This is a genomic window from Variovorax sp. F042 (assembly GCF_057814215.1).
Genome location: NZ_JBVASX010000001.1, coordinates 1,188,278 through 1,210,685, shown reverse-complemented (window position 1 = coordinate 1,210,685; position 22,408 = coordinate 1,188,278). Strand labels below are relative to the sequence as shown.

At 65.1% G+C, this 22,408-nt stretch carries 21 protein-coding genes; 11 read left to right on the top strand and 10 right to left on the bottom strand.

Features of this window, described 5'->3' with window-relative positions; genetic code table 11:
- The first annotated feature begins 86 nt into the window (after window positions 1-86).
- Window positions 87-476, top strand: coding sequence for a RidA family protein (locus tag ACZYSP_RS05825; RefSeq protein WP_093081464.1), 390 nt, complete (start codon window positions 87-89; stop codon window positions 474-476).
- A gap of 41 nt (window positions 477-517) precedes the next feature.
- Here ACZYSP_RS05825 and ACZYSP_RS05820 read toward each other — a convergent pair whose 3' ends face one another.
- From ACZYSP_RS05820 to ACZYSP_RS05805, 4 genes are all read right to left on the bottom strand, one after another.
- Complete coding sequence (locus ACZYSP_RS05820) at window positions 518-1,780, bottom strand: MFS transporter (protein ID WP_093081462.1); 1,263 nt, start codon at window positions 1,778-1,780, stop codon at window positions 518-520.
- Window positions 1,781-1,995: 215 nt separating this feature from the next.
- Window positions 1,996-3,426 carry an MFS transporter gene (locus ACZYSP_RS05815; RefSeq protein WP_354338200.1) on the bottom strand — a complete coding sequence of 477 codons (1,431 nt, stop codon included), beginning with the start codon at window positions 3,424-3,426 and terminating at the stop codon, window positions 1,996-1,998.
- The gene (locus ACZYSP_RS05810) at window positions 3,419-4,387 is read right to left on the bottom strand and encodes a tripartite tricarboxylate transporter substrate-binding protein (RefSeq protein WP_354338202.1); all 969 of its coding nucleotides are present in this window, start codon (window positions 4,385-4,387) and stop codon (window positions 3,419-3,421) included. Before ACZYSP_RS05810 ends, ACZYSP_RS05815 begins: the two co-directional genes overlap by 8 nt.
- Before the next feature lie 60 nt (window positions 4,388-4,447).
- Window positions 4,448-5,857, bottom strand: coding sequence for an amidase (locus ACZYSP_RS05805; protein WP_354338204.1), 1,410 nt, complete (start codon window positions 5,855-5,857; stop codon window positions 4,448-4,450).
- 43 nt (window positions 5,858-5,900) lie between these two features.
- On the opposite strand from ACZYSP_RS05805, the gene ACZYSP_RS05800 reads away from it, so the two are divergent.
- Window positions 5,901-6,872 (top strand): LysR family transcriptional regulator, encoded by a 972-nt coding sequence (locus ACZYSP_RS05800; protein WP_354338206.1) that lies wholly within the window; start codon window positions 5,901-5,903, stop codon window positions 6,870-6,872.
- Window positions 6,873-6,932: 60 nt separating this feature from the next.
- On the opposite strand, the gene ACZYSP_RS05795 is transcribed toward ACZYSP_RS05800, so the two are convergent.
- A complete protein-coding gene (locus ACZYSP_RS05795) occupies window positions 6,933-8,795 on the bottom strand; it encodes a DUF4209 domain-containing protein (protein WP_489013673.1) in 1,863 nt (620 codons plus the stop codon).
- Window positions 8,796-9,260: 465 nt separating this feature from the next.
- On the opposite strand from ACZYSP_RS05795, the gene ACZYSP_RS05790 reads away from it, so the two are divergent.
- Both ACZYSP_RS05790 and ACZYSP_RS05785 read left to right on the top strand, forming a co-directional pair.
- Complete coding sequence (locus tag ACZYSP_RS05790) at window positions 9,261-10,118, top strand: hypothetical protein (RefSeq protein WP_354338209.1); 858 nt, start codon at window positions 9,261-9,263, stop codon at window positions 10,116-10,118.
- Between the two features lie 389 nt (window positions 10,119-10,507).
- Window positions 10,508-10,861 carry a hypothetical protein gene (locus ACZYSP_RS05785; protein ID WP_354338211.1) on the top strand — a complete coding sequence of 118 codons (354 nt, stop codon included), beginning with the start codon at window positions 10,508-10,510 and terminating at the stop codon, window positions 10,859-10,861.
- A gap of 15 nt (window positions 10,862-10,876) precedes the next feature.
- Here ACZYSP_RS05785 and ACZYSP_RS05780 read toward each other — a convergent pair whose 3' ends face one another.
- The gene (locus ACZYSP_RS05780) at window positions 10,877-12,298 is read right to left on the bottom strand and encodes an aldehyde dehydrogenase family protein (RefSeq protein WP_354338212.1); all 1,422 of its coding nucleotides are present in this window, start codon (window positions 12,296-12,298) and stop codon (window positions 10,877-10,879) included.
- A gap of 121 nt (window positions 12,299-12,419) precedes the next feature.
- On the opposite strand from ACZYSP_RS05780, the gene ACZYSP_RS05775 reads away from it, so the two are divergent.
- On the top strand, window positions 12,420-13,325 hold the full coding sequence (locus ACZYSP_RS05775) for a LysR family transcriptional regulator (RefSeq protein ID WP_354338213.1): 906 nt from the start codon (window positions 12,420-12,422) through the stop codon (window positions 13,323-13,325).
- A gap of 29 nt (window positions 13,326-13,354) precedes the next feature.
- Here ACZYSP_RS05775 and ACZYSP_RS05770 read toward each other — a convergent pair whose 3' ends face one another.
- The gene (locus ACZYSP_RS05770; RefSeq protein WP_093073234.1) at window positions 13,355-13,768 is read right to left on the bottom strand and encodes a GFA family protein; all 414 of its coding nucleotides are present in this window, start codon (window positions 13,766-13,768) and stop codon (window positions 13,355-13,357) included.
- 118 nt (window positions 13,769-13,886) lie between these two features.
- Window positions 13,887-14,765 carry an AraC family transcriptional regulator gene (locus tag ACZYSP_RS05765; protein ID WP_093176323.1) on the bottom strand — a complete coding sequence of 293 codons (879 nt, stop codon included), beginning with the start codon at window positions 14,763-14,765 and terminating at the stop codon, window positions 13,887-13,889.
- Window positions 14,766-14,985: 220 nt separating this feature from the next.
- Here ACZYSP_RS05765 and ACZYSP_RS05760 point away from each other — a divergent pair, with 220 nt between their 5' ends.
- Window positions 14,986-16,287, top strand: a complete 1,302-nt coding sequence (locus ACZYSP_RS05760) for a UDP-N-acetylglucosamine 1-carboxyvinyltransferase (protein ID WP_093055537.1) — start codon at window positions 14,986-14,988, stop codon at window positions 16,285-16,287.
- A 31-nt stretch (window positions 16,288-16,318) separates the two neighbouring features.
- Here ACZYSP_RS05760 and ACZYSP_RS05755 read toward each other — a convergent pair whose 3' ends face one another.
- Entirely contained in the window at window positions 16,319-17,353 is a 1,035-nt protein-coding gene (locus tag ACZYSP_RS05755) for a hypothetical protein (protein ID WP_093073238.1), read from the bottom strand.
- A 113-nt stretch (window positions 17,354-17,466) separates the two neighbouring features.
- Between ACZYSP_RS05755 and ACZYSP_RS05750 the strand changes: the two genes are divergently transcribed.
- Both ACZYSP_RS05750 and ACZYSP_RS05745 read left to right on the top strand, forming a co-directional pair.
- Window positions 17,467-18,510, top strand: coding sequence for an NAD(P)H-dependent flavin oxidoreductase (locus ACZYSP_RS05750; protein ID WP_093073240.1), 1,044 nt, complete (start codon window positions 17,467-17,469; stop codon window positions 18,508-18,510).
- 10 nt (window positions 18,511-18,520) lie between these two features.
- Window positions 18,521-19,195 carry an alpha/beta hydrolase gene (locus tag ACZYSP_RS05745; RefSeq protein WP_093176315.1) on the top strand — a complete coding sequence of 225 codons (675 nt, stop codon included), beginning with the start codon at window positions 18,521-18,523 and terminating at the stop codon, window positions 19,193-19,195.
- On the opposite strand, the gene ACZYSP_RS05740 is transcribed toward ACZYSP_RS05745, so the two are convergent.
- Window positions 19,173-19,802 carry a TetR/AcrR family transcriptional regulator gene (locus ACZYSP_RS05740; RefSeq protein WP_489013089.1) on the bottom strand — a complete coding sequence of 210 codons (630 nt, stop codon included), beginning with the start codon at window positions 19,800-19,802 and terminating at the stop codon, window positions 19,173-19,175. The genes ACZYSP_RS05745 and ACZYSP_RS05740 overlap by 23 nt on opposite strands.
- Window positions 19,803-19,851: 49 nt before the next feature.
- On the opposite strand from ACZYSP_RS05740, the gene ACZYSP_RS05735 reads away from it, so the two are divergent.
- From ACZYSP_RS05735 to ACZYSP_RS05725, 3 genes are all read left to right on the top strand, one after another.
- A complete protein-coding gene (locus ACZYSP_RS05735; protein WP_354338220.1) occupies window positions 19,852-20,967 on the top strand; it encodes a DUF2855 family protein in 1,116 nt (371 codons plus the stop codon).
- Between the two features lie 125 nt (window positions 20,968-21,092).
- Entirely contained in the window at window positions 21,093-22,010 is a 918-nt protein-coding gene (locus ACZYSP_RS05730) for a DUF3014 domain-containing protein (protein WP_097198878.1), read from the top strand.
- A gap of 134 nt (window positions 22,011-22,144) precedes the next feature.
- Window positions 22,145-22,399, top strand: a complete 255-nt coding sequence (locus ACZYSP_RS05725) for a hypothetical protein (protein WP_093055551.1) — start codon at window positions 22,145-22,147, stop codon at window positions 22,397-22,399.
- Window positions 22,400-22,408 lie beyond the last annotated feature (9 nt).

The window sequence follows — 22,408 nt, the reverse complement described above, 5'->3', positions numbered from 1 at the left end:
CAGTGATTGTTGGCTTTGCCCGTTTATCGGAGAAGCACGGCTGCCTAAAGTCCCTTCATCGCCATCAAAGAAGGAAGAAGCAACTCATGGCCAAACGCGACGTCGTTTTCCCGCCCGGGCGCCAGGCGCTCTATGAAAAGAACCGCTACTCGCCGGCAGTCCGCTCCAACGGCTTCCTGTTCGTCTCAGGGCAGGTCGGCAGCCGCGAAGACGGCTCTCCGGAGCCCGACCTCGAGGCGCAGGTGCGGCTCGCGTTCGAAAACCTGAACGGGATCCTCGGGGCCGCGGGCTGCACCTTCGACGACGTGGTCGACGTGACCGTCTTCATCGTCGACCCGGAATCGAACTTCGACACGGTCTGGAAAGTGCTGCCGGACTATTGGGGCAGCGCGCCGCATCCAACGCTGACCGGCATCGGCGTGACGTGGCTCTACGGCTTCAAGTTCGAGATCAAGGTGATCGCGAAGCTTCCCTGAAAGCCACGGCACGCCTGTTCTTCGCAATCAGGGCCGAGCGGCTACCCCTCGTCGAGTCGATCCCGTCGCATGGCACGCCAGAGCGCAAGGTCGTAGGAAATCTTCAGCAACCCGCATGCGACTAGCGGCAACGAGATCCATCCGGCCGCGAACAGGGCGCCGCTGAGCGTCGGGCTGATGGCTGCGGCCAGACTCCGCGGCACGGCGGTGAAACTCGCCGCGGCGCTGCGTTCCGCTGGCGTCACGACCGCCATCACGTAGGCCGTTCGCGTTGGCACATCCATCGACGAGAGTGCGCTGCGGATCATCAGCAGGCCCAGCGCGACGGGCAGGCTTGGCGCCAGCGCTGCCAGCACCAGGCAGACGTTGGCCGGCAGGTGCGTGAAGACCATGGTGTTGAGCAACCCGATGCGTCGGGCGACCAGCGGTGCAGCGAGCTGCGACGCTGCGCTGAGCAGTCCGGTCCAGAAGAAGAACACGCCGGCCTGGGTCAGCGAGAAGCCGAATCGCTCCAGCAGCCACAGCGACATCAGCGCGTTGACCGTCAGTCCGCCGGCAAACGCGTCCACGCTGAAGAGTGCCGCCAATCGCACCACGACGCGGCGCGACGGCCCCAGGGGTGTCGGCGCGACGGGCAGGCTGTCCGCGTTGTTGGCTCCGGCGTGGGCAGGCAGATTCCGATAGAGCCAGAAGACGATCAGCCCGATTGCCGCGTAGACCACGAACATCCCGCGCAGCGCGTCGAGCCGCGCGAGCTCGCTGTGCCGAACCAGCCAGTCCGGTACGGCGGCGGCCAGCGCGCCCAAGGCTGCGCACAGGGCACCCAGGAGGCTGTAGCGTGCAAACAATGCTGTTCGTGCATGGCCTTGTGCCGCCGCTGCCAGGCGGGCGTGCTCAAGCGGAAGAAACACGCTGACGTCGCCGGAACTGGGGTTGAGCGTGCCGACCAGCGCGACCACCAACAACGGCCAGAACGAGGACAGGCCCGCAAAGCCCAGGCCCGTAGCGGCCATCAGCAAAGCAGCGCCGCGCAGCAGCCGACCGCCAGCAAAGCGGTATCCCCAAGCGCCGACCGCGAGCGTGGCCAGCGCCGAGCCCAGCATCGTCGCGGTACTGACGATGCCTACCTCCAGCGTCCCGAGTCCGATCGACAGCAGATAGGCCGGCAGCAGTACCGCCATGTACCCGTCCCCGAAGGCGCGAAGCCCCCGCGCCGCGAGCAAGGGCAATGCGCCAGGATCGACTCCGGAAGGCAGCAGGCGCGCGAAACCCATGCGTGGGCGAGATGCGGAAGTGGTGCTCATCGGGTTTTCACAGCCAGAAGCGCAGGGGCTTCGATGAGAGAGATCGGCTGGGGTGGCGCGGCAAGCGCAATGGGTGCGTCAGGAAAGGCGGTGTCCACGGATAGCTCCGTTGTGAGTCACCAGCGCTTGGACGGGACACCGTCTGACTTTGCAGAACGGGAGGCTGTTTTCCCGCGAGCGGCATCGTAGCAGACCCAAAATCACATTGCGTGGTTCTACGGCTTCCAGTTCGGGATCAGCGCCGCACCTGCAAGGCAAAGACAGGCGAGCATCGCGAAAGCATTTCTCGCCCCTTGAGTGAATGCAGCGACATCGACGCCCGAGAGCCCTGAACCGCCATTCCCGAGAATCATGAGCTGCGAGCTGTAGGGCAGACCGGCCATCGCCACGCTCAACGCCAGGGCCGTTCCCATCATGATTCCGGTGTTCTGCAGCGTCGAGCGCACGCCGTTCGCAATGCCCCGGCGCTGCGGCACCACGCTTTGCAGAATCGACGCGTTGTTGGGCGTCACGAAGCTCCCGATGCCCAGGCCCAGCATCCACAGGCATGCGGCCAGTTGCCCGGCGCCGATGGCCGGCTGCAGCATGGCCGCCAACAGCGCCAGCGCGCCTGCGGCAAGCAGCAGGCCCGCCACGCAGATGGCTTGGGGCGAGAAGCGCCGCATCAGGCTGCCGGCTGTAGGAGCGGCCATCAGCATCCCCAGCGCGACCGGCGCGATGCGCATGCCCGCCTCCGATGGCGCCAGCCCCGCGCAAGCCTGGAGATACAGGGCCACGAGCAGCAGTGGCGCAGCCTGCGACATCGACAGAAGCAGGATGCCTGCGTACGCCGTGCGACGCCCCGAGTCCCTGAACAACGCCGGGTCGACCAAGGGGCTCGCCGTGCGCTGCTGCACCTTGGCGAACAAGAGGAGGGCGCAGACGCCTGAGAGCATGAAGGCCCACACCGGCGTGCTCGCCCAGCCGCGCGTTCCCACCATCGAGAGCGCATAGATCACGCCTCCGATGCCGGCGAACGACAGCAGGGCACCGGTCAGGTCGAAGCGCTCGGCCTTGGCCGCCGCCGCGCTCTTCGGCAGAACCCGCCATGACCAAGCCAGCACGCAAAGCCCGACAGGCACGTTCAGCACAAAGAGAACGCGCCAGCCCCACCACGACACGACAAAGCCGCCAGCCAGCGGCCCCACGACCTGCGCAAGCGCGGCCACCATGGCGAGTACGCCGAGCGCCAGCCCCACCTTCTTGCGGCCGAAGGCATCGCCCACCAATGCGCTGGAGTTGGCCATGACGCCAGCCGCACCCACGGCCTGGCAGATGCGAAAGAACAGCATGGCGCCGAAGCTCGTTGCGGCCGCACAGGCCGCACACGCAATCAGAAAGAGCCCCAGCCCCGCAAGAAAAAGCCGCCGCCGTCCCCACAGATCAGCCAGCCTCCCGAAGCTGAGGATGCACACCGTGCTGACCAGCATGTAAGACAGCAGGATCCAGCTCGCCTGCGATGGCGAAGCGTTCAGGCCGCGCGCCACCGAAGGCAGCGCCACGTTGAGCGCGCTGAGGTTCAGGAAGCAGAGAAACGCACCCAGGCTTGCAACAACGAGCACCGCCCACGCGGCCCTTTCCTCGTCTTCCGCCGCCGCTTCACTCATCGCTCTTGAAGCCCGAAGCCTTGACGATGGGCCGCCAGTACTCGCGGTCTTCGTTCATGAGGCGCGTCACTTCGGCGCCGGGCAGCCCGGTTGCGTCGAGCCCCATGCGGTCGAGCTGGCCGCGCACCTGCTGGCTGCGCATTGCGGCCAGGAAGGCTTTCTCCAGCTTCGCGACAACGTCTTTCGGCGTGCCCGCCGGCACGAAGGCGGCATAGGACGCGTTGGCACGGTCGAAGGCGTCGTAGCCCGCTTCCTTGAGGGTCGGAACATCGGGCAGCCAGCTCAGCCGCTTCGTGCCCGCCACGCCAAGGATGCGCAGCTTGCCCGAGCGGTGCAGCTCCAGCTGCGTGGCCAGCGCGTCGGCGCCCAGCGGCACGTGGTCGCCGATGATGTCCGTCGCCAGCGGAGCGCCGCCCCGGTAAGAGACGGCCGTGAGCGGCACGCCGATGGCCTTCGACAGCTGCCACACGCTGAAGTGCAGGCCGCCGCCGAGGTTTGTTATGCCCACGCTGCCCTGAGCGGGGTTCTTCTTGATCCACGCGACATATTCGGGAATCGTCTTGTACGGCTGGTCTGCGCCGGTGGAAACGACACTGGGCACGTTGGCCAGATGCGCGACGGGAATGAAGTCTTTGTCGACGTCGTAGTTCAGCCGCGCATAGGTCATCGGAAACAGCACGAAGGGCGGTGTTGCGCCGATGAGGATCGTGCGGCCATCGGGTCGAGCGGCCTTCACCGCCTCGATGGAAATGCGCGTGGACGCACCGGGGCGGCTCTCCACCAGAACGGGCTCCTTGAGCGAGCCGCGCAATTCTTCGGCGATGGAGCGTGCCAGGTTGTCGAGCGCTCCGCCCGGCGGAACGCCGATGATGAGGCGCACGGGCGCGTTGTCGGCGTGCGCGGTGATGCCGGCCAGGGCAATCGACGCGCCGAGCACGAGTGTCTTCAGGAACGAGGTCATGGTGGCTACCTGCTGGTTGAAAAATCGGAAGAGAGAAAAGAGCAAAAAGGGGCGGTGGCTTCAGAAAGCCACGACCGGCAGCGGATTCGCCGGCCAGTGCGCTGCTTCGAACGAGGCAGCGGCTTGCAGCAGTTGCCCGTCTTCGCGGAAGCGGCCGACCAACTGCATGCCGATGGGCAGGCCCTCGCGGTCCGCGCCGCAGGGCAGGCTGATCGCGGGGTGACCCGTGAGGTTGAACGGCATCGTCCAGGGGAACCAGTTCGCGCGCACCTCGGCGTATTCCTTGCCGTCGATCTCGATGCTGCCGAACAGGTCCTGGTCGATGGGCAGGGCCGTGCGCGAGAGCGTGGGCGTGAAGATGAAGTCGTGCGTTTCCAGCCGTGCCTGTACGTCGCGGAACAACGCAGTCCGCGCGAACATCGCCTGCTGGAACGCAACGCCGTCCACATGCTCGGCCAGTGCAAGCTGCTGCAGCAGCGACGGGCTCATCTGGTCGCCGTGCGCCGCAGCCATGGGCGCGAAGCGGCCGCGCCAGCTGGTGTGGTTGATTACGCGCCACACAGGCTCCACGTCGAAGCCTCCGCCCGACATCGGCTCCAGCACGGCACCCATCGACTCCAGCGTTGCCAGAGCGGCTTCGAAGGCAGATGCAACCTCTGCCGCAATCGGCCGCCCAGCAGGCGCGGCGCAGAAAAGAATGCGCTTGCCGCGAAGATCGCCGCCGGCTTGCAGGTCGTCGAAGTAGCGCTGGGCCGGCACGCCCAGCGACCACGGGTCGGACCCGTGCGCGCCCGTCATGGCCTGCAGCATCAGTGCCGTGTCTGCCACGTTGCGCGTGGTGGGCGTCACGTAGGTGTAGTTGCCGAACGCGTCCTGCACCTGGCTGTGGGGCACTACGCCCAGGCTCTGCTTCAGGCCGACCACGCCGTTGCACGCGGCGGGAATGCGCGTGGAGCCGCCGCCGTCGGTGGCAATGGCGAGCGGCGCGATGCCCGCCGCCATCGACGCCGCCGCACCGCCGCTGGAGCCGCCACTCGTGCGCGACGCATTCCACGCGTTGCGGGTGCTTCCGAACAGCGGCGCATCGGTCAGGCACTTGGCGCCGAATTCAGAAGAGGTGGTCTTGCCGATGAGGATGGCGCCGGCCTCGCGCATCCGCGCCACGGCCACCGCGTCTTTCGTGGGCACATGGTCGCGGTGCAGCAAAGAGCCGTAAGTGGTGCGCACGTTCGCCGTATCGACGATGTCCTTCACCGTGAAGGGCAGGCCATGCAGCAGGCCCGAAGCCTCGCCGCGCATCAGCGCCTGTTCGGCCTCCCTGGCCTGCTGCAGCGCCTGTTCATGGCACAGCGTGATGAAGCAGTTCAGGTGCGGCTGCAGCGCATCGGCGCGGCGCAGCACCTCTTCGACGATCTCCACCGGCGAGAGCTCGCGCTGCGCGACCAGCCTGCGCATGGTTGTTGCTGGCATCTCGCAGATCTCGGACTTTGGAAGAAGGACGGGAAAGTTTTTCATGGCGCAAATGATTGATGCGCCGCAACAAGTCGTCCAATACTGTTTTCCAGAAAAGGCATATGCACAGCGTATGGCTACCCCAGACCTTCGAACCCTTCGCTATTTCGTGGCCGTCGCCGAGGAGCGCAGCGTCGGCAAGGCCGCGCGCCGGCTCAACATGGCGCAGCCGCCGCTGTCCGTTCACATCAAGAACCTCGAGGCGGCGGTGGGCACGCCGCTCTTTCGCAGGGCCGCGCACGGCATGGAAATAACCGATGCGGGCAATGCACTGTTTCGGCGCGCGAAAGAGGCACTGCTGCTGGCCAACGAAGGCTTCGACGCCGCGCGCGCCGTCGGCTCGGGCAGCCGGGGCCGGCTCACCATCGGCACCATGGTCGTGCTGTCTTACCTGGTGCTGCCGCGTCTGGAAAACGAATTGCGGCGCAGGCTGCCCGAGGTGGAGATCCAGTATGCGGAGCTGAACGCCGTCAACAACGTATCGGCCCTCACCAACTCCGACGTGTCGGTGGCCATCTGCATTCCTCCCATTGCGCAGGCGGGCATTGCGTCGGAGCGCATCGGCAGCCAGCCGCTGATGCTTGCCGTGCGTGCCGATTCACCGCTGGCGCGACTGCCCAGCATTCCGCTGGCGCGCCTCTCGGGCCTGCCGCTTATCGGGCTGCCCATGCCCGAGGGCGATGTAGACAAATCGGTCGTCGCGTCGCTGCTGCGGCGGCACGACGTGAGCATGCCGATTGCGCAGCGGGTCGAGACGATGGTGTCGGCACTGGCGCTGGTGCTGGCGGGGAAGGGCGTGGCGATATTGCCCGCCTGTGCGCAAATCGGTCGGCCGCCCGGGGTGGTGTTCAGGGCTTTGCGCAATGTCGATGCGCGGATGGAGATTGCGGCTTGCTGGCGGAGCGATTGGGATAGTCCGTTGATTGAGCCGTTTTTGGTTTGTGCGCGGGCGGCGTTGCGGGAGTTGGCGTAGATAAATAAGACAGTCCGTTCGGTGGTGTGGTCCGCTGCGGGAACGCCCTTCGAGCGGCGTCTATTTTCCTTTGCCAGTAGCGGTTTTTGCTGTGTCTCGGTACCAATACTGTTGATAGATGGTGCTGAAGATGAGCCACCAAGCGTAGATGCTCTCTGCACTCAAGAGAGCGCCCGGGGCCAGCAGCCCATGCGCTAGCTCATTACGGAGGTTCGGGCCGAATCCATCGCAAAACAGCGCGCGAATTTCAAACGCTAGATCTGGACCAAACACCGCCTCCATCTCGGGAAGCTTGACCAAGCTGCTTAATCCAGCTTCCATCTGAAGACCTTCAGCATCAGTCGTGATCGTCTTTGCTCCCTTGTTCTGTAGGTGCATTCGGACCAGATGCTCTAGCTGAGGCACTAGGAGGTGCAAGGCAACGATGAAGTCCCCGTCGAAACCAGCCTTAAGTCCCCTCGCTACCAAAGGCACGCGCTCGGCCGGAATCATTCCTGACTGCGCGACGATATTGACCAAGTCTTCGCCATTGATGAAGTGCTCAAGCAAAACCTGCCTGAGAGCAGGAACGATAGAAGACTGAACGCCGTAGTGGATATGGACCCCATGGTCTTGAACCATCTTGTTCCACACCGCCTCGCTCGATGCTTCTGATTCCTGAGTGAAATCGCCGGAGGCTGGGCTCCTGGCGATAACTCGACCGTCGCTAGAAAGCTTTTCGGATGCAAATAGGCGACTGAAGAAAAACTCCTTCATCCGCTGCCGTGTTGTCTCCTCGGTTCGCCTCCGTGAGGCCAGTGGCCAGCTTTCGGCAAGAGCGAGAAGTGCCTCCAACAAGTCCTTGCCTGACACCTCTTCGCGCACGCTGCGGCGGATATCTTCGACGTCGACAGCTTTGCCGCGCATTGGCAAAAAATCCCCTGTCGAGTGCATAGCCACTTCCCTCTGCGTCTGACGAAGAACTTTCAGCTTTTCGTCTACGCCCCGCGCAGCTCGTAGAGATTTTGGGATGGCGAGCAACGCTTGGACAGCATCCGCGTAGAAGCTCGCCGCTACAACATAGCTGCGATGCTCGCCTGCTATGCGCGCCGCGGCTTCGTCGGCGAATGCCTGCGCGATAAGGCAGTCGACGTCTGCGCATCGTTCTGGCTCTTCATCCAGGCCGAGGCAGCGCTTGGCGAGGGAGAGGTAGTGTCTTGCGAGGAAGAAGCGATTTCCTTCTTCCGACGACAAAAAGCGTTGTGAACGCAGGATGAGCCGTTCAGCCAAGTTGCCGAGTTGCTCTTCGGCGAGACCATACTCGAGCAGCGTCTCAACCATCGAATGAGCCGCATCACCATCGTTCAGTTCGAAGTTGATCGCAGACAGGAGCGACATTGTCATTTCAGCAAGAAGAGCTTCGGCGGGCGTTCGAATCTGAAGCGCGAGCGTGATGGCTCTATGCCAGCAATCCTTCGTATCCTGCATAAACCATGCTTGGCAATTGAGGGCGGTGCTTCGGTAGGCGTCGATGGCTGTTAGAGCATCGTGGATCTTGCGAGGCCGGCGGCGTAGCCATAGGATGTCCGCGATCCTGGCGCGCAGGAAGACGTCGTCGAGCTCGGGGAGGAATGCATCGAACAGCTCGATATCGAGGTCGTCAAAGTCCGCCAAGCTAAACGACTGACCAGACTGCTTGGAGAAGGGGCCGAGTGGCTCATTGAGGTTGCTCGACTCGATGCGTAGGGAACACGCGTCGCCGAGCAGCCAAAGAATCTTGGCTTTCGGGAATTCACCGGCCTGGGTGGCCACTACTGCGGCAGTACAGAGACCGTTCCACCTTGAAAAGTAGCCTGAATCCTCGGAGCCGCAGGCTGCAGTTCTCCAGCCACTAGTGCGGAAGTCATCAATGGAAGCGCTTGTACCGGTCGGCGGGCGGAGCATCATTTGGATTGATCATGTGGGGCGGAAGGTTCATTTTGCGGGCTTAGACGCACACGTTGACCAATGCGAGTTCCCGCGACAGAGCTATGGGCTGCAATGGATCTATGGTGAACGATCGGCGAGATGATGATCTGCGCCTGCATTCGATCGGCAGAACGTGTGTTGCGGCAAGTTGTCCGAAGCGACAACGACGGCGATCGGTAGGCTTACAGGATGCGCCAAGCGGATCATGCTGAGGACTGGGGAGGAGGTGCATCGCGCACACAACTATGCGACTTCAGTGCGAGGGCATTTCCGTCAATCCCAATGCTCTTGTTGGATGAACGAAGATGCTAGGGAGCTCCTTTGGACGGCGGCTACGCAGCGAATCCGCCGTAGCAACTTTTGCTTCCCGGCGGCGGCTTGTAGCGCAGAGATGAGCATCTGCCATCGCGCAGATACGGACACCTAACAAGAAAGCCAAGCATGATCTACTTTTTTAAGGACGAGGCTGGTGAACAGCAAATGCGCCAGACCTTGTTTGAGCCGGTCGTCTATATGGACCATTGGGCCGTGCGGCAGTTTTCCGAGGACAAGCCACTGAGGGACCGCTTTATAGCTGCCCTTCATCGCTCGGGCGGTACGTTGCTCGTCTCGCTACACAACTTTGGTGAGTTCAGTGGCGTGAGCGACACCGAACAAGCGATTGCCGCCGAAGAGTTTTTTGACCTAGCGCTTCCTCGAATGTTTGTGGCTGATTTCGGCGCAGACCCCGGCTTCATACAGCTTCATGGGAGATCCACTGAAGACGGGAAACGAGAGAACCTCATACTGCTTGAGCTGGCTCGTCGCTGGCTGGATAACGGCAACAAGCTCACCATGGCCGGCCTTATCAGCGACTCTGACGAGAATCGAGCGATTGTGAGGAGCGCTCTTGAAGAGCTCCAAATTGGCATTGCCAAGGCGGTGGGTTCAGTGAAATCCGACCCCGAAAAAGTAGCGTTTGCCAATATCGATAAACGGGCGCTAGGCGCGACGTTGCGCGACTTGGTTATGAACGCCTTGCTTCGCGATTTTGTCGTTGACGAGAAGGCAGTTTTTGGCGAGCACGACTCTTCGGATTTCGTTCATGCGTTCGGCGCGGTCATGTCGGCCAACTTGGTACTGTTGGACGGTCGTTGGGCTCACATAGTAAATGGAGCTGAAAAACGGTTGAAGAAAATGGGTGTGACACACCGGTTGCCCCGAGCATTCCCAAAGCGGGAGCTAGCCCAGTTCTTGGCAGCCCTTGAGGCTTACCCAGAAGACACGGGCAACAAGAAGGCCAAGCCTATCCCTGAGTAAAAGGAGGCCCTGGAGGGCCTCTTTCTTGTGGTGGGGAGTTCAGCTGTCTCAATCGATGCGCAACTCATCGACTCACCCGGCGACTTCAGCGCAATTCCCTTAACCTCCCAAACTTGACGGCCGCCACCGACACCGCGTACATTGCCTCCGCCCCGCGACAAGCGAGGCCGGGTTTAGCAGCCCGCTGACATCCTGCGACGAAAGCCGCAGCTACCGCACATGGTCTGCGGCTTTTTCGTTTGCGCCTATTTTTTAGGCGGCTCGAACGGGAGGGCTCGCGCCCTGCCGGTTTCCGCAAGGATGTCCCGGTCTGCTAACCCGTTCGAGCTGCCGCCCTCGTTTAGCAGCGGGTGCGTCGGTTTTTGCAAATCGACATCCTTGGGAGGCCCATGGCCAATGCTTCTTCAAACGACGCAAGCACCAACGCCCGTTGTGCTTGCGCGCTCTATCGACCCACCGCCCAGTTCAAACCTTTCGAATGGGTCCAGGGCGACCGACTCGATTTTTCTCAACAAAGCCAGGCCGCATTCCTGAACGACGCACGCGACGTAGTGCAGGGCGCGCAAACGCTGGTTCAGCTCCTCGCCTGGGACGAAGACCGGCGCGATGCCGCTTCGTCCGACGCAGACCCCGCGCCGCTCTTCGATGCATGCCAGCGCGGCTCGCTGCAGCGGCTTCTCTCGGTAACGCTGGGCCTGCTCCACGCCCGTATCGAAGTCCAGTGCGAGGCGCTGATGGGGTAGGGAAGGCCTTCGAGTTCAGGCCGCCCGTATCACCGACTTGGGCTCCAGATACGCCTCCAGCCCGAAGGTGCCGAATTCGCGGCCGATACCCGATTGTTTGAATCCACCGAAGGGCGCCAGGGGCTCGTGGTGCAGGCCGTTGATCAGCACCCGGCCCGCCTGCAGGCGGGAGCCCACGGCGAGGGCGTGTTCGTCGCTGCCCGACAGCACCACCGCCTGCAGGCCGTAGACCGTGTCGTTGGCGATTGCGATGGCGTCCTCCTCGTCGCGGTAGGCAATGAGGCAGAGCACGGGCCCGAAGATTTCTTCACGCGCGATGACCATGTCGTTGCGTACTCCGGCGAACAGGGTGGGGCGCACGTAGAAGCCGGCGTCGAGGCCGGCCGGGCGGCCCTCGCCACCGGCAATGAGTCGCGCGCCTTCTTCCGTTCCCTTGCGGATATAGCCCTGCACCCGCTCCCACTGCTTGCGGCTGACCATGGGGCCGATCTCGGTCGCGGCGTCGCGTGGGTCGCCGACCTTCGCGGCCTCGACTGCCGTCCGGGCCAGCGCGATGGCCTCGTCCAGCCGGTGTTCGGGCACCAGGATGCGGGTGCCGGCCAGGCAGGCCTGGCCGCTGTTCTGGAAGCCGGCCGTCACTGCAAGGGGAATGGCGGTGGCGAAGTCGGCGTCGTCCAGCACCACGGTGGGCGACTTGCCGCCGAGCTCCAGCGTCACGCGCTTCAGGGTGTCGGCCCCGGCGCGCTGGATGGCCTTGCCCACGGCAGTGCTGCCGGTGAAAGAAATCTTGGCGATGTCGGGGTGGCTGCTGAGCTCTGCGCCCACCACGTCGCCCCGGCCGTTGACGATATTGAACAGCCCCGGCGGCAGGTCCGCAGCGTGCAGCGCCTCGGTGACCACCTGGGTCTGGATGGCGCTCATCTCGCTGGGCTTGATGACCACGGTGCAGCCTGCGGCCAGCGCGGTGGCCAGCTTGTTGCAGATGAAGCCGGCGTTGGAATTCCAGGGCGTGATGAGGCCGGCCACGCCGACCGGCTCCATCACGACCTGCGCGCTGCCGATCTGGCGGGTGAGGGGGTATTGCTCCAGCGTCTTCGCCGCAAGCAGGAAGGCCTCTGCCGCATACCGTGCAACCCAGCTGGCGCGGGACACGGGGCCGCCGTACTCCTCGGTGGTGGCGGCATTGATGTCGTCGGCGCGGGCCAGCACCGCGGCATGCAGGCGGTGCAGCAGCGCGATGCGCTCGGACTTGGTGCTGCGTGCATGGGCGGGCCAGGCGCGCTTGGCGGCGGCAATCGCTCGCAGCGTGTCTTCGCGGTCACCCAGGGTGACGTGGCCGATGACGGCCTCGGTGGCGGGGTTGATGAGTTCGGCCTGTTCGCGCCCGTGGGGGGTGACGAAGGCGCCGTCGATGTAGATCTGGTCGATGTTGCGCATGGTGTGTTCCTTGGATTCGCCGGAGCGGAAAACCGGCTTGAATCAAATCTAGGGCGCGAGCATTGACTTGAGAAGCCGGCCAAATCACCATGCGTCATTCAGATAATCAGGACAATCCACCATGCACAGCAGCGGATTGATAGAGCTGGAGGCGGTGCTGGCGGTGGCCCGGCACGGCGGTTTCAGGGCGGCGGCGGTCGACATGGGCATGTCGCGCTCGGCCCTCAGCGCCACGGTGGCGGGGCTGGAGGCGCGGCTGGGCGTGCGCCTGTTCAACCGCACCACGCGCAGCGTGTCCACCACCGAGGCGGGCGAGCAGTTCATCGCGCGCATCGCGCCGGCGCTGGCCGACATTCGCGGTGCCATGGAGGCGACCAACGAGCTGCGCGACACGCCCACCGGCACCCTGCGGCTCAACAGTTCGGTCGGTGCGGCGCAGATGATCTTCGCGCCGGTGGTGCTGGAGTACCTGCGCCGCTACCCCGACATGAAGGTAGACATCGTGACCGAGCGCCGGATGATCGACATCGTGGCCGAGGGCTTCGACGCCGGCATCCGCCTGGCCGAGGCCGTGCCGCGCGACATGGTGGCCGTGTCCATGAGCGGCGAGCAGCGCATGGTGGTGGTCGCATCGCCGCAATATCTGCAGAAGCACCCCGCGCCCCAGGTGCCCGACGACCTGATGGCGCACCGCTGCGTGCGCTGGCGCTTTTCGAGCGGCATCGTTTACCGCTGGGAGTTCGCGCGCCACGGCGAGGCGATGACGCTCGACGTGCCCGGCCCCATCACGCTCGACGAGCCCCTGCTGATGCTGGAGGCGGCGCGCGCAGGCGTGGGCATTGCCTACATGGGGATGTTCCACGTCGCAGAAGACCTGGCCAGCGGCCGGCTGGTGCCGCTGCTGGAAGAGTGGTCGCCAAGCTACCCGGGCATCTGCCTGTATTACCCGAGCCGGCGCAACGTGCCGGCGGGGCTGAGAGCCTTCATCGACCTGGTGCGCGAGGTGATCGAGTTGCCGGGCCGGTAGCAGAACCCTGAGCGAGCGGGCGGGGCCGCTTACATCGGCGGCATCTTGTCGAACTTGGGCAGTGCCGGATCGAGAAAGTCCCATCCGTGCCCGCGCACGGTGTATGTAACCGCCTGCGGCTTGTACCGGCCGGGGTCGTCGAGGCTTGCCGCGTGCACGGTGAAGACGTCGGGCATCGCCGCAAAGGTCAGGTACACGGGCGAGCCGCAGTTCGGGCAGAACCCCCGGGTCTTGACGTTGCCGCTGTCGCCGACCATGTCCCACAGCGTGGCATTGCCGCTGTGCTTCACGCCGGCGCGTGGAAAGGTGAGGTACGAGCCGTGGCCGGTGCCGCTCTTGCGTTGGCAGTCGCGGCACTGGCAGTCGTTCTGGAAGATGGGCTCGGCCGAGATCTCGTAACGGATTGCGCCGCACGCGCAGCCGCCGGTGTAGGCGTGGCTCATTTGTCTTGTCCTTTCGAGGTTGTTTTCCAGCGGGGCTGGCTGGGTGCAACCAATTTAGGCGAGCGAGGGCGCGGCGGGGGAGTAACAAGTTCGTCGTGAGTGGGCACCGCCCGGGAGCTCAGGCTTCCACGGGCACGTAGAAGTCGATCACGGCCCCTGGCTGGTCGGGCGCGAAATGACCGTCGTACATCTCGAAGTCGGGGCTGTCGACGACCCGCAGGCCGGAGGCGGGAATCAACTCGCCCCAGATGATCGCCATGGCGCTCTTGACTTGCGGGTGCAGCGCGGACCCGTTCAGGGCGATGCGAAAAACGACGTAGGTTGCCGCCGGAATCTCCTTCACTTCGAAGCCCTTGGGGAGATCGCCGTCGGTTTCCACGCCCACGCCCGCCATGTACATGAAGCTCCCGGCCTCCTGGTCCACGCTCCAGACCACGCCGTACGTCGCCCAGCTCGGGGCCTGGCCCTTCAGCGGCAAGGCACCGACAAGCGCAGACCACAGTTGGGGAATGTCGGACTTCGTCGCGTCGTCGAAGCGCCGGGATGGGCCCGCGACGCGGAACGCCTCGAGCCTGGTCAATTCGGGCAATCGGGCCACTGCCGTGGGGGTGCTGCTGGGGGAATTCATTGGAAACTGTCCTTCGATGGGGGTAGGAGAGAAGCCGGAACGAAAGCGGCCGGGTGACGCGCCGAAGAGGCGCTTGAATGCGCGCGTGAAAGCCTCCTGCGATTCGAAGCCGCAATCCAGGGCCAGATCGATGAGCTTCACGTCGGGCTCGCTGCAGAGCCTGCGGGCGCTGCGCACGAGTCGACGCCCGCGCACATGCGCCATGACACTGCGGCCCATGCGGGCGGTGAACATCCGGGAGAAGTGGTACGCCGAAAAGCCCGCGCGTTGCGCGATCAGTTCGAGCGTGAGGTGGTCGTCGAGCCGCTCCTCGATCCAGGCCATGAGGGGGACGAATATGTCGGGCTCGCGGGGCATCGGGTTGTCCATGCGGCGATCATGAAGTACCGCAAACCGGCTGTCCTGACCGAACTTGCTGGCGTGCAGTAATGCGAAAGAATTGCCAACTCAGTGGCTTCTGCTTTGAAGTTCTTACAACTTCGGCCCCGTACATGCGGGTTTCAGACGGTAAAGTGCCCGTCTCCGGTTTCGGACTGTTTCCGACCCTTTTCCCGCCGCCTCCCGCTCCCCCCGTTTCTGTTTCTTCTTCATGTCCAACCTCATCGTGCACGGCGGTACGCCGCTGCGTGGCCGCATCACCCCCTCCGCCAACAAGAACGCCGTGCTTCCGGTGCTCTGTGCCACTTTGCTCACCTGGGAGCCGCTGCGCCTGCATGGCGTGCCCGACATCACCGACGTGCGCAAGATCCTCGACATCTTCCGCACCCTCGGCAGCGATGTGCACATGGACCACGAGACCGGCACGCTCGAGCTGCACCACCGCGAGACCACTTTCGACGCATCGCTGCACCGGCTGCCCGAGGAGATGCGCTCATCGATCATGCTGGTGCCGCCGCTGCTGGCGCGCTTCGGCGTTGCGCGGCTTGAAGACAACGTGAAGGGCTGCACGCTGGGGGTGCGCGAGATCGATCCGCACGTGGAGGTGTTCCAGCGCTTCGGCGGCGAGGTCGAGCGCACCGAGGGCTCGCTGCTGGTGCGCAGCAAAGGCCGGCTCACGCCGACCGACCACTGGCTCGACTACGCCTCGGTCACGACCACCGAAAACTTCGTGCTGTGCGCAGCCGCCGCGGGCGGCACCTCGACGCTGACCAATGCCGCGTCGGAGCCGCACGTGCAGGAGTTCTGCCGCTTCATGGCCATGATCGGTGTGCGCATCGAGGGCATGGGCACCTCGCGGCTCACGGTGCATGGCAACGGCGCGCTCAAGGGCGGCGAGTTTCGCTTCGACGAAGACTTCCACGAGATCACGACCTTCCTGGCGCTGGGCGCCATCACCGGCGGCGACGTGGTCGTGCGCAACAGCGCCCCCGAAAACTTTCCGCTGCTCGACCGCACCTTCGCCAAGTTCGGCGTGCAGATCGAGCATGCGGACGGCTGGTCGCGTGCCATCCGCACTGGTCCGCTGAAGGTGCAGACACCTTTCACGAGCAACGTGCTCACCAAGGTCGAGGCGGCGCCGTGGCCGTACTTTCCGGTGGACCTGCTGCCGATCTTCATTGCGCTGGGCGTGCGCGCCCAGGGCAATGCGATGTTCTGGAACAAGGTGTACGACGGGGCGCTGGGCTGGACGGGCGAGCTCTCGAAGTTCGGGGCGCACGTGTTCTCGTCTGACCCGCACCGGCTCATTACCTTCGGCGGCAATCCACTGACGCCCGCGGTGGTCGAGAGCCCCTACATCATTCGCGTGGCGATCGCGCTGTTCATGGTGGCGGCGAGCATCGAGGGCAAGTCGGAGATCCGCAACGCCGCACCGATCCGCCGGGCGCATCCGCGCTTCGTGGAGAACCTGCGCAGCCTGGGCGTGCAGGTTGAGTGGACGAGCGAGGAATAACTGGCGGGGTTGGTGTCGCAGCGCTCGCCCGTCAGAACGACGGAACGGGGTTGCGCCCTTCGGTCAGCACATAGGCGCCGTTGCGCCAGGCATAGACCAGTGTGCTGTCGATGGTGAGCACGCGGCGGTTTTTGGTGCCGCTCGTCCGTTCGCCCTTGAACGCGATGCGCATTTCGCCCGGCGCTTCGTCGGTGCCCAGCGTAAAGCTCGGCGTGCCGCTGACGTCGAAGCACGCGCCACGTGGCGGCTCTTCCGACTTGCCGGGCCTGGGCGCTTTCTCGCAGGACTCGTCGGCGCCTTCATTGGTGGCCGACAGCGCAATGCCCCTTGCCAGCACGCGCACCTTGCCCGCTTCGAGCCCATACACCGACAGCCACTGCCCGCAGTAGCCCTGCCAGCAACTGCCGTGGGCAATGGTCAGCGCAAAGCGCTGGGGTGCGATGCGCTCGACCTTGGTGGTGCCGAGGTTGCCCATGAAGCCTAGGTAGTCGACAGCGTCGCTGCGGCTCGCGAGTTTCCAGCCCTCGGCGCTCTGCTCGAAGAAGTAGGCGCCGAGCCATGCGCCGTTCACGTGGCCGTTCATCGGCTCGCCCCGGTCGTCGAGCGGCACGGTCTCGGTCAGCATGACGGCGTGCGTATCGTCCAGCCGCACCACCTCGCGCGGCGACACCTGAGCCTGTTGATCGGCCTCGCTGCCGGGCACTGTCTTGCCCTCGTTGGCCCTCTCGGGCAGCGAGACGGTGTCGGGCTGTCGGGGCGAGGCGCCCGGGCCCTGGGAGTCGGGGAACACCAGCGCCATGAGTTCGGCTCGCTTGAGCGTGGCCGATGCGGTGGGGCGAGGCACTGGTGGTGCGGGTGGTGCTGGCGGTGCGGCGGGGGCAACGGCCTCGGCGGTTGCCACGGCCACTGCGGCTTCGTCCGGCTGCGCGTTGGCGGTGGTAGCGGGGGCTTCTTCTTTCTGCGGGCAGCCGCCGAGCATGACGAGGCTGGCGGTGGCAATGGCAGCAGCAATGGTGCGCTGCAGCGGCCGCGAGTGAGCGGGCCGCGTCGGGTTCAGGATGGGCATGCGCGCGATTGTGCCGAAGCCATTTGGCGATGATGACCCCGCCGCCGCCGCAACCTCCGGCTTGGCGGGAGAATGGCCGGCACCCGGCGACACACGAACAAGGAGCGCTCCAAATGACCACGCTGCAACAACTCATCGGAACGGACCTTCCGCTCATTCAGGCTCCTATGGCCGGCGTGCAGGGTAGCGCGCTGGCCATTGCTGTCAGCAATGCCGGTGGCCTGGGCTCGCTGCCAGGTGCCATGCTGAGCCCCGACGTCATGCGCAGCGAGCTCGCTGCCATTCGCGCGGGCACCGGCAAGCCCTACAACGTCAATTTCTTCTGCCACACCCCGCCGGTGCCGAGCGCCGAACGTGAAGCGACCTGGCGTGCCGCGCTGGCACCGTATTACGCCGAGTTCGGCATCGACGCGGCGAACATTCCCACCGGCCCGGGGCGCAACCCTTTCAGCGCGGAAGTGGCCGATTTGCTGGCCGAATTCCGCCCGCCGGTGGTGAGCTTTCATTTCGGGCTGCCGTCAGAAGCGCTGATGGCGCAGGTGCACGGTTGGGGCGCGAAGGTGCTGGCTTCGGCCACTACGGTCGAAGAGGCGCAGTGGCTCGAAGCGCGCGGCGTGGATGCGGTCATTGCGCAAGGGCTGGAAGCCGGCGGGCATCGCGGGCATTTCCTGTCGCATGACCTGACGCGGCAGCTCGGCACTTTCGCGCTGCTGCCGCAGCTGGTGCACGCCGTGAAGGTGCCGGTGATCGCGGCCGGCGGCATTGCTGATGCAGCGGGCGTGGCCGCGGCCATGGCGATGGGCGCGGCGGGCGTGCAGATTGGCACGGCCTACTTGCTGACGCCCGAGGCAACCACGAGCGCGCTCCATCGCGAGGCGCTCAAGAGCAGGGCCGCGCGGCATACGGCGCTGACCAATCTCTTTACCGGCCGGCCGGCGCGCGGCATCGTGAACCGCGTGATGCGCGAGCTGGGGCCCATCGGCGCGGCCGCACCGGAGTTTCCGCTGGCCACATCGGGAATCGCACCCTTGCGTGCCAAGGCCGAGGCGCAGGGCAACGGCGACTTCTCTCCGCTGTGGTCGGGGCAGAACGCCACGGGCTGCCGCGAGCTGCCTGCCGCCGAGGTCACGCGCGAGCTGGCACAAGGATTTCATTGAGCTTCGAACCATGACCCAACTGCATCTGCCCCTGAAGTTTCTCGCGCACGGCGCGCAACCCGATGTTCGCGAACCCTGGCTGCTGGTGCTGATGCACGGCGTGGGCAGCAACGAGCAAGACCTGTTCGGCCTCGCGCGCATGATGCCGCCGCAGTTCAACGTGCTGAGCCTGCGCGCGCCCTATGTGCTGTCGCCCGACGCCTACGCGTGGTTCGAGTTCCAGGTGCTGCCCGGCGGTGAACGCCGGATCGACGAAGAGCAGGAGCGCGAAAGCCGCTTCCTGGTCGGCGAGATGATCGCCTCGGCTGGCAAGCAACTCGGCGTGCCGCCAGAACGCGTGGTGGTCGGCGGCTTCAGCCAGGGCGGCATCATGGCGCTGTCGCTGCTGCTGACCAAGCCTGAGAGCGTGCGTGCCGCGATGGTGTGGCACAGCCGGCTGCTGTCTCAGGTGCTGCCGCACGTCGCGGCGCCCGAGGCCTTCGAGGGCAAGGCGTTGTGGGTGAGCCATGGCAGCGCCGACAACGTGATTCCGCCGAGCGCTGCGCAGGCCACGCGCGAGTTCGCACGTACGTTGCCGGTGGCGCTGTCGGGGGCGGACTTTCCGGGTGCGCATGAGATCCGTCCGGCCGAGTTGCAGGCCACGCTGGCGTGGCTGCAATCGCTCAGCGCGCCGACAAGTTCGTAGACAAGCGCGCCATGACCATCGCTTCCATCTCGGCCACCCACTCGTCGTTGCCCGCTTCGGGCTGCACCAGCAGGCGATAGCGCCGGCCGCCCCATGCGGCGGTCAGCAGCGCATGGATGGTGGCGGGGGAGGGCTGCGGCTGCAGGTCCGTGCAAGCGGCAAAGGCCTTGAGCCACCTGTCAGCCAGTTCGTCGTACACGCGGCGGTGATGCTTGGGCTCCGCCACGCGGTGTTCGAGCATCAGCATCTCGTGGTCGAAGGCCGGCAGCCCTTCGAGCCGAGTGTCGCAGGTGATGCGCACGAGGCGCTGCACGCGCGTTTGCCAGCCGATGTCGGCCGGTGCGATCACTTCCGCATCGAGCCGCGCGAGTAGCGCCTCGATGCAGTGGCGCACATAGCCCGAGAGCAGGGCTTCCTTGTCGGGGAAGTAGTCGTAGAGCGTGCCGACCGCGATGCCGGTTTCCAGCGCCACTGCGCGCGTGGTCACGCCCTCCCAGCCGTGCACGGACCAAATCCGAACAAAGGCGTCGTAGATCGCCTGCACGGTGAATTTGCTGCGTGCCTGCGTGGGGCGTTTCAGGGGCTTGGAGCGGGGTGCGTCCGGCATCGACGGTTTTCCGAACCCGCCGGGAAACGGGCCGCCATACAGTTTGCGAATGAACAACGCATTCACTTTAACCCGCCTCGAAACGCGCAAGAACGCCCTCGGCACCACCCGTGTCGTGACCACGCAGGACACCGGCGAGCTGCAGCCCGGCGAGGTGCTGCTGAAGATCGGCCGCTTCTCGCTGACCACCAACAACATCACCTACGCGGCTTTCGGCGACGCGGTCATGAAGTATTGGCAGTTCTTTCCGACTGGTGATGCCGACTGGGGCCACATGCCGGCCTGGGGCTTTGCCGATGTGGTCGCCTCGAATGTGGAGGGCGTGGCGGTGGGCGAGCGCTTCTACGGCTACTTTCCCATAGCGAGCCACCTGCGCATGCAGCCGGTGCGCGTAACGCCGCGCGGCTTCTACGACGGCGCGCCGCACCGCAGCGAGTTGGTGTCGGCCTACAACCAGTACATGCGCTGCAGCAACGACGCGGGCTACGTCGCCGCGCTGGAGGACTACCAGATGCTGGTGCGCCCGCTGTTCATCACCTCGTTCATGCTGGCCGACTTCCTGGAAGACAGCGCCTTCTTCGGCGCGAAGCAGGTCGTGGTGTCGAGCGCGTCGAGCAAGACCGCGTTCGGCACGGCCTTTTGCCTGCGCGAGCGCAAAGGGCTGCAGCTGATCGCGGCCACGTCCAACGCCAATCGCGCTTTCGTGGAGAGCCTGGGTTGCTACGACCGCACGCTGAGCTATGAAGAAGTGACGGCGCTGCCGGCCGATGTGCCCACGCTGTACGTCGACTTCTCGGGCAACGACGACCTGCGCGCGACCATTCACCACCATTTCGGCGAAGCGCTGGTGTACGACTGCTATGCGGGCTCCGCGCAGAAGACGGAATTTCTCGGTGACACAACCTCGCTGCCCGGCCCGACGCCCAAGCTTTACTTCGCCCCCGTGCAGATTCGCAAGCGCAATGCCGACTGGGGCCCGCAGGAGGTCAACCGGCGCTTCAACGAGGCGCAAGGCAGCTTCATCGCCGAGCTGAGCAGGCCCGGCAATCGATGGATGACGCTGGCACAAGGCGAGGGCTTCGCGCATGCGCAAGCCGTGATCGCCGACCTGCACGCGGGCAAGGTAGATCCGCGGCAGGCGCATGTGGTGCGGCTCGCGGGCTGAGCGTGCGAACTTCCGCGCGGCGGGCGCGTCACAGGGCGTTACGACGACGAGGCTGGTGCGCAGCCCGAATTGGTGCACCATAGCCGTTCGCTTCCCCGACATTCCCGCACAAGGAAACCCACCTCATGCCCGAGCCCGACAGCGACACGCGCGACGCCCCTGAGTTCAGACCCCGCCGCGAAATGCCCATAGGCGCCATCGTCGCCTTCGTGCTGGTGCTGCTCGGGACTGCCTACCTTGGCTGGCGCTGGTATCAGCAGCAGATGCTGGCAGAACCCGTGCCAGTGGCCGCGGCGCCCAATGACGCGCCCGCACCGCCGCCACCACCGGCGCCGCCCTCGGCAGCGTCCGCCGAGCCGCAGAACCCCATGGATGCACTGGCCCCGCCCGATGCGGCATTGCCCAAGCTGCCTGATTCCGATGCGCGCGTGACGAAGGCGCTGATCGAACTGTTCGGCGGCAAGAACGTTGCAGCGTACATGCACCCCGACGGCATCGTGCGCCGCTTCGTCACCACCGTCGACAACCTCGCGCGCGAACAGGCTCCGCCCAGCGCATGGCCGGTGCTGCCCACGGGCCAGCGCTTCATCACCGACGGGCAGCAGGGGCAGGTACAGACGATTGCCGCGAACAACGCCGCGCGCTACAACGCCGTCGTCCTGCTGGCCGAGTCGGTCGACCCGGCCAAGGCGGCGGCCGTGTACGCAAAGCTCTATCCGCTGTTCCAGCAGGCGTACGAAGAGCTGGGCTATCCGGGCCGCTACTTCAACGACCGGCTCATTGCCGTGATCGACCATCTGCTGCAGGCGCCCGAGCCCAAGGGGCCGGTGGAGGTGCGGCTGGTCGAGGTGAAGGGTGACGTGCCCTCGACCCGGCCGTGGGTGCGCTATGAATACGCTGACCCCAAGCTGGAGTCGCTGTCTTCCGGCCAGAAGATCATGGTGCGCATGGGGCCGGAGAACGAGCGCAAGGTGAAGACCAGCCTGCGCGGCCTGCGCCAGCAGATCGCCACGGGCGACGTGGCGAAGAAGAAGCAACCCTGACGCCGCACGGCGCCCGACGTACACGGGCGCCCGTGAGCATTCCTCCGGCGCGCTGTGTAGGCGCGGACCGATTGCGTGCTGCACGGATGTCGCTGAGGCTTTGTTCTCAAAATCAAAACCTCGAGGACACCCGTATGAACCTGATGAGCGTCGACCTCTACCAGAGTGCAACCGATTCGGAGAAATTCCTCGCGCTTCCAGCGGGCACCGATCCTGCCGAACTCATGGGTCCGATGACTTTCGACCAGGACTATGCGCAGGTCAAGCGATACCAGGAGGCATTCCAGTTCGATCCGTCCGAAGCCTATGCGGGCGTCAATGCCGCCAAGATCGCTGCAGACATCCTGACCGTGAAGTGGGCGACCTATCGTCGCGAATCCCCGCCATAGAAGGGCCGC

What these genes read in the sequence shown, in the direction of transcription:
- ACZYSP_RS05825 (WP_093081464.1), top strand. Translation starts at nt 87, where the DNA reads ATGGCCAAACGCGACGTCGTTTTCCCGCCCGGGCGCCAGGCGCTCTAT.
- ACZYSP_RS05820 (WP_093081462.1), bottom strand. Translation starts at nt 1,780, where the DNA reads ATGAGCACCACTTCCGCATCTCGCCCACGCATGGGTTTCGCGCGCCTG.
- ACZYSP_RS05815 (WP_354338200.1), bottom strand. Translation starts at nt 3,426, where the DNA reads ATGAGTGAAGCGGCGGCGGAAGACGAGGAAAGGGCCGCGTGGGCGGTG.
- ACZYSP_RS05810 (WP_354338202.1), bottom strand. Translation starts at nt 4,387, where the DNA reads ATGACCTCGTTCCTGAAGACACTCGTGCTCGGCGCGTCGATTGCCCTG.
- ACZYSP_RS05805 (WP_354338204.1), bottom strand. Translation starts at nt 5,857, where the DNA reads ATGCCAGCAACAACCATGCGCAGGCTGGTCGCGCAGCGCGAGCTCTCG.
- ACZYSP_RS05800 (WP_354338206.1), top strand. Translation starts at nt 5,901, where the DNA reads ATGGCGCAAATGATTGATGCGCCGCAACAAGTCGTCCAATACTGTTTT.
- ACZYSP_RS05795 (WP_489013673.1), bottom strand. Translation starts at nt 8,795, where the DNA reads ATGCTCCGCCCGCCGACCGGTACAAGCGCTTCCATTGATGACTTCCGC.
- ACZYSP_RS05790 (WP_354338209.1), top strand. Translation starts at nt 9,261, where the DNA reads ATGATCTACTTTTTTAAGGACGAGGCTGGTGAACAGCAAATGCGCCAG.
- ACZYSP_RS05785 (WP_354338211.1), top strand. Translation starts at nt 10,508, where the DNA reads ATGGCCAATGCTTCTTCAAACGACGCAAGCACCAACGCCCGTTGTGCT.
- ACZYSP_RS05780 (WP_354338212.1), bottom strand. Translation starts at nt 12,298, where the DNA reads ATGCGCAACATCGACCAGATCTACATCGACGGCGCCTTCGTCACCCCC.
- ACZYSP_RS05775 (WP_354338213.1), top strand. Translation starts at nt 12,420, where the DNA reads ATGCACAGCAGCGGATTGATAGAGCTGGAGGCGGTGCTGGCGGTGGCC.
- ACZYSP_RS05770 (WP_093073234.1), bottom strand. Translation starts at nt 13,768, where the DNA reads ATGAGCCACGCCTACACCGGCGGCTGCGCGTGCGGCGCAATCCGTTAC.
- ACZYSP_RS05765 (WP_093176323.1), bottom strand. Translation starts at nt 14,765, where the DNA reads ATGGACAACCCGATGCCCCGCGAGCCCGACATATTCGTCCCCCTCATG.
- ACZYSP_RS05760 (WP_093055537.1), top strand. Translation starts at nt 14,986, where the DNA reads ATGTCCAACCTCATCGTGCACGGCGGTACGCCGCTGCGTGGCCGCATC.
- ACZYSP_RS05755 (WP_093073238.1), bottom strand. Translation starts at nt 17,353, where the DNA reads ATGCCCATCCTGAACCCGACGCGGCCCGCTCACTCGCGGCCGCTGCAG.
- ACZYSP_RS05750 (WP_093073240.1), top strand. Translation starts at nt 17,467, where the DNA reads ATGACCACGCTGCAACAACTCATCGGAACGGACCTTCCGCTCATTCAG.
- ACZYSP_RS05745 (WP_093176315.1), top strand. Translation starts at nt 18,521, where the DNA reads ATGACCCAACTGCATCTGCCCCTGAAGTTTCTCGCGCACGGCGCGCAA.
- ACZYSP_RS05740 (WP_489013089.1), bottom strand. Translation starts at nt 19,802, where the DNA reads ATGCCGGACGCACCCCGCTCCAAGCCCCTGAAACGCCCCACGCAGGCA.
- ACZYSP_RS05735 (WP_354338220.1), top strand. Translation starts at nt 19,852, where the DNA reads ATGAACAACGCATTCACTTTAACCCGCCTCGAAACGCGCAAGAACGCC.
- ACZYSP_RS05730 (WP_097198878.1), top strand. Translation starts at nt 21,093, where the DNA reads ATGCCCGAGCCCGACAGCGACACGCGCGACGCCCCTGAGTTCAGACCC.
- ACZYSP_RS05725 (WP_093055551.1), top strand. Translation starts at nt 22,145, where the DNA reads ATGAACCTGATGAGCGTCGACCTCTACCAGAGTGCAACCGATTCGGAG.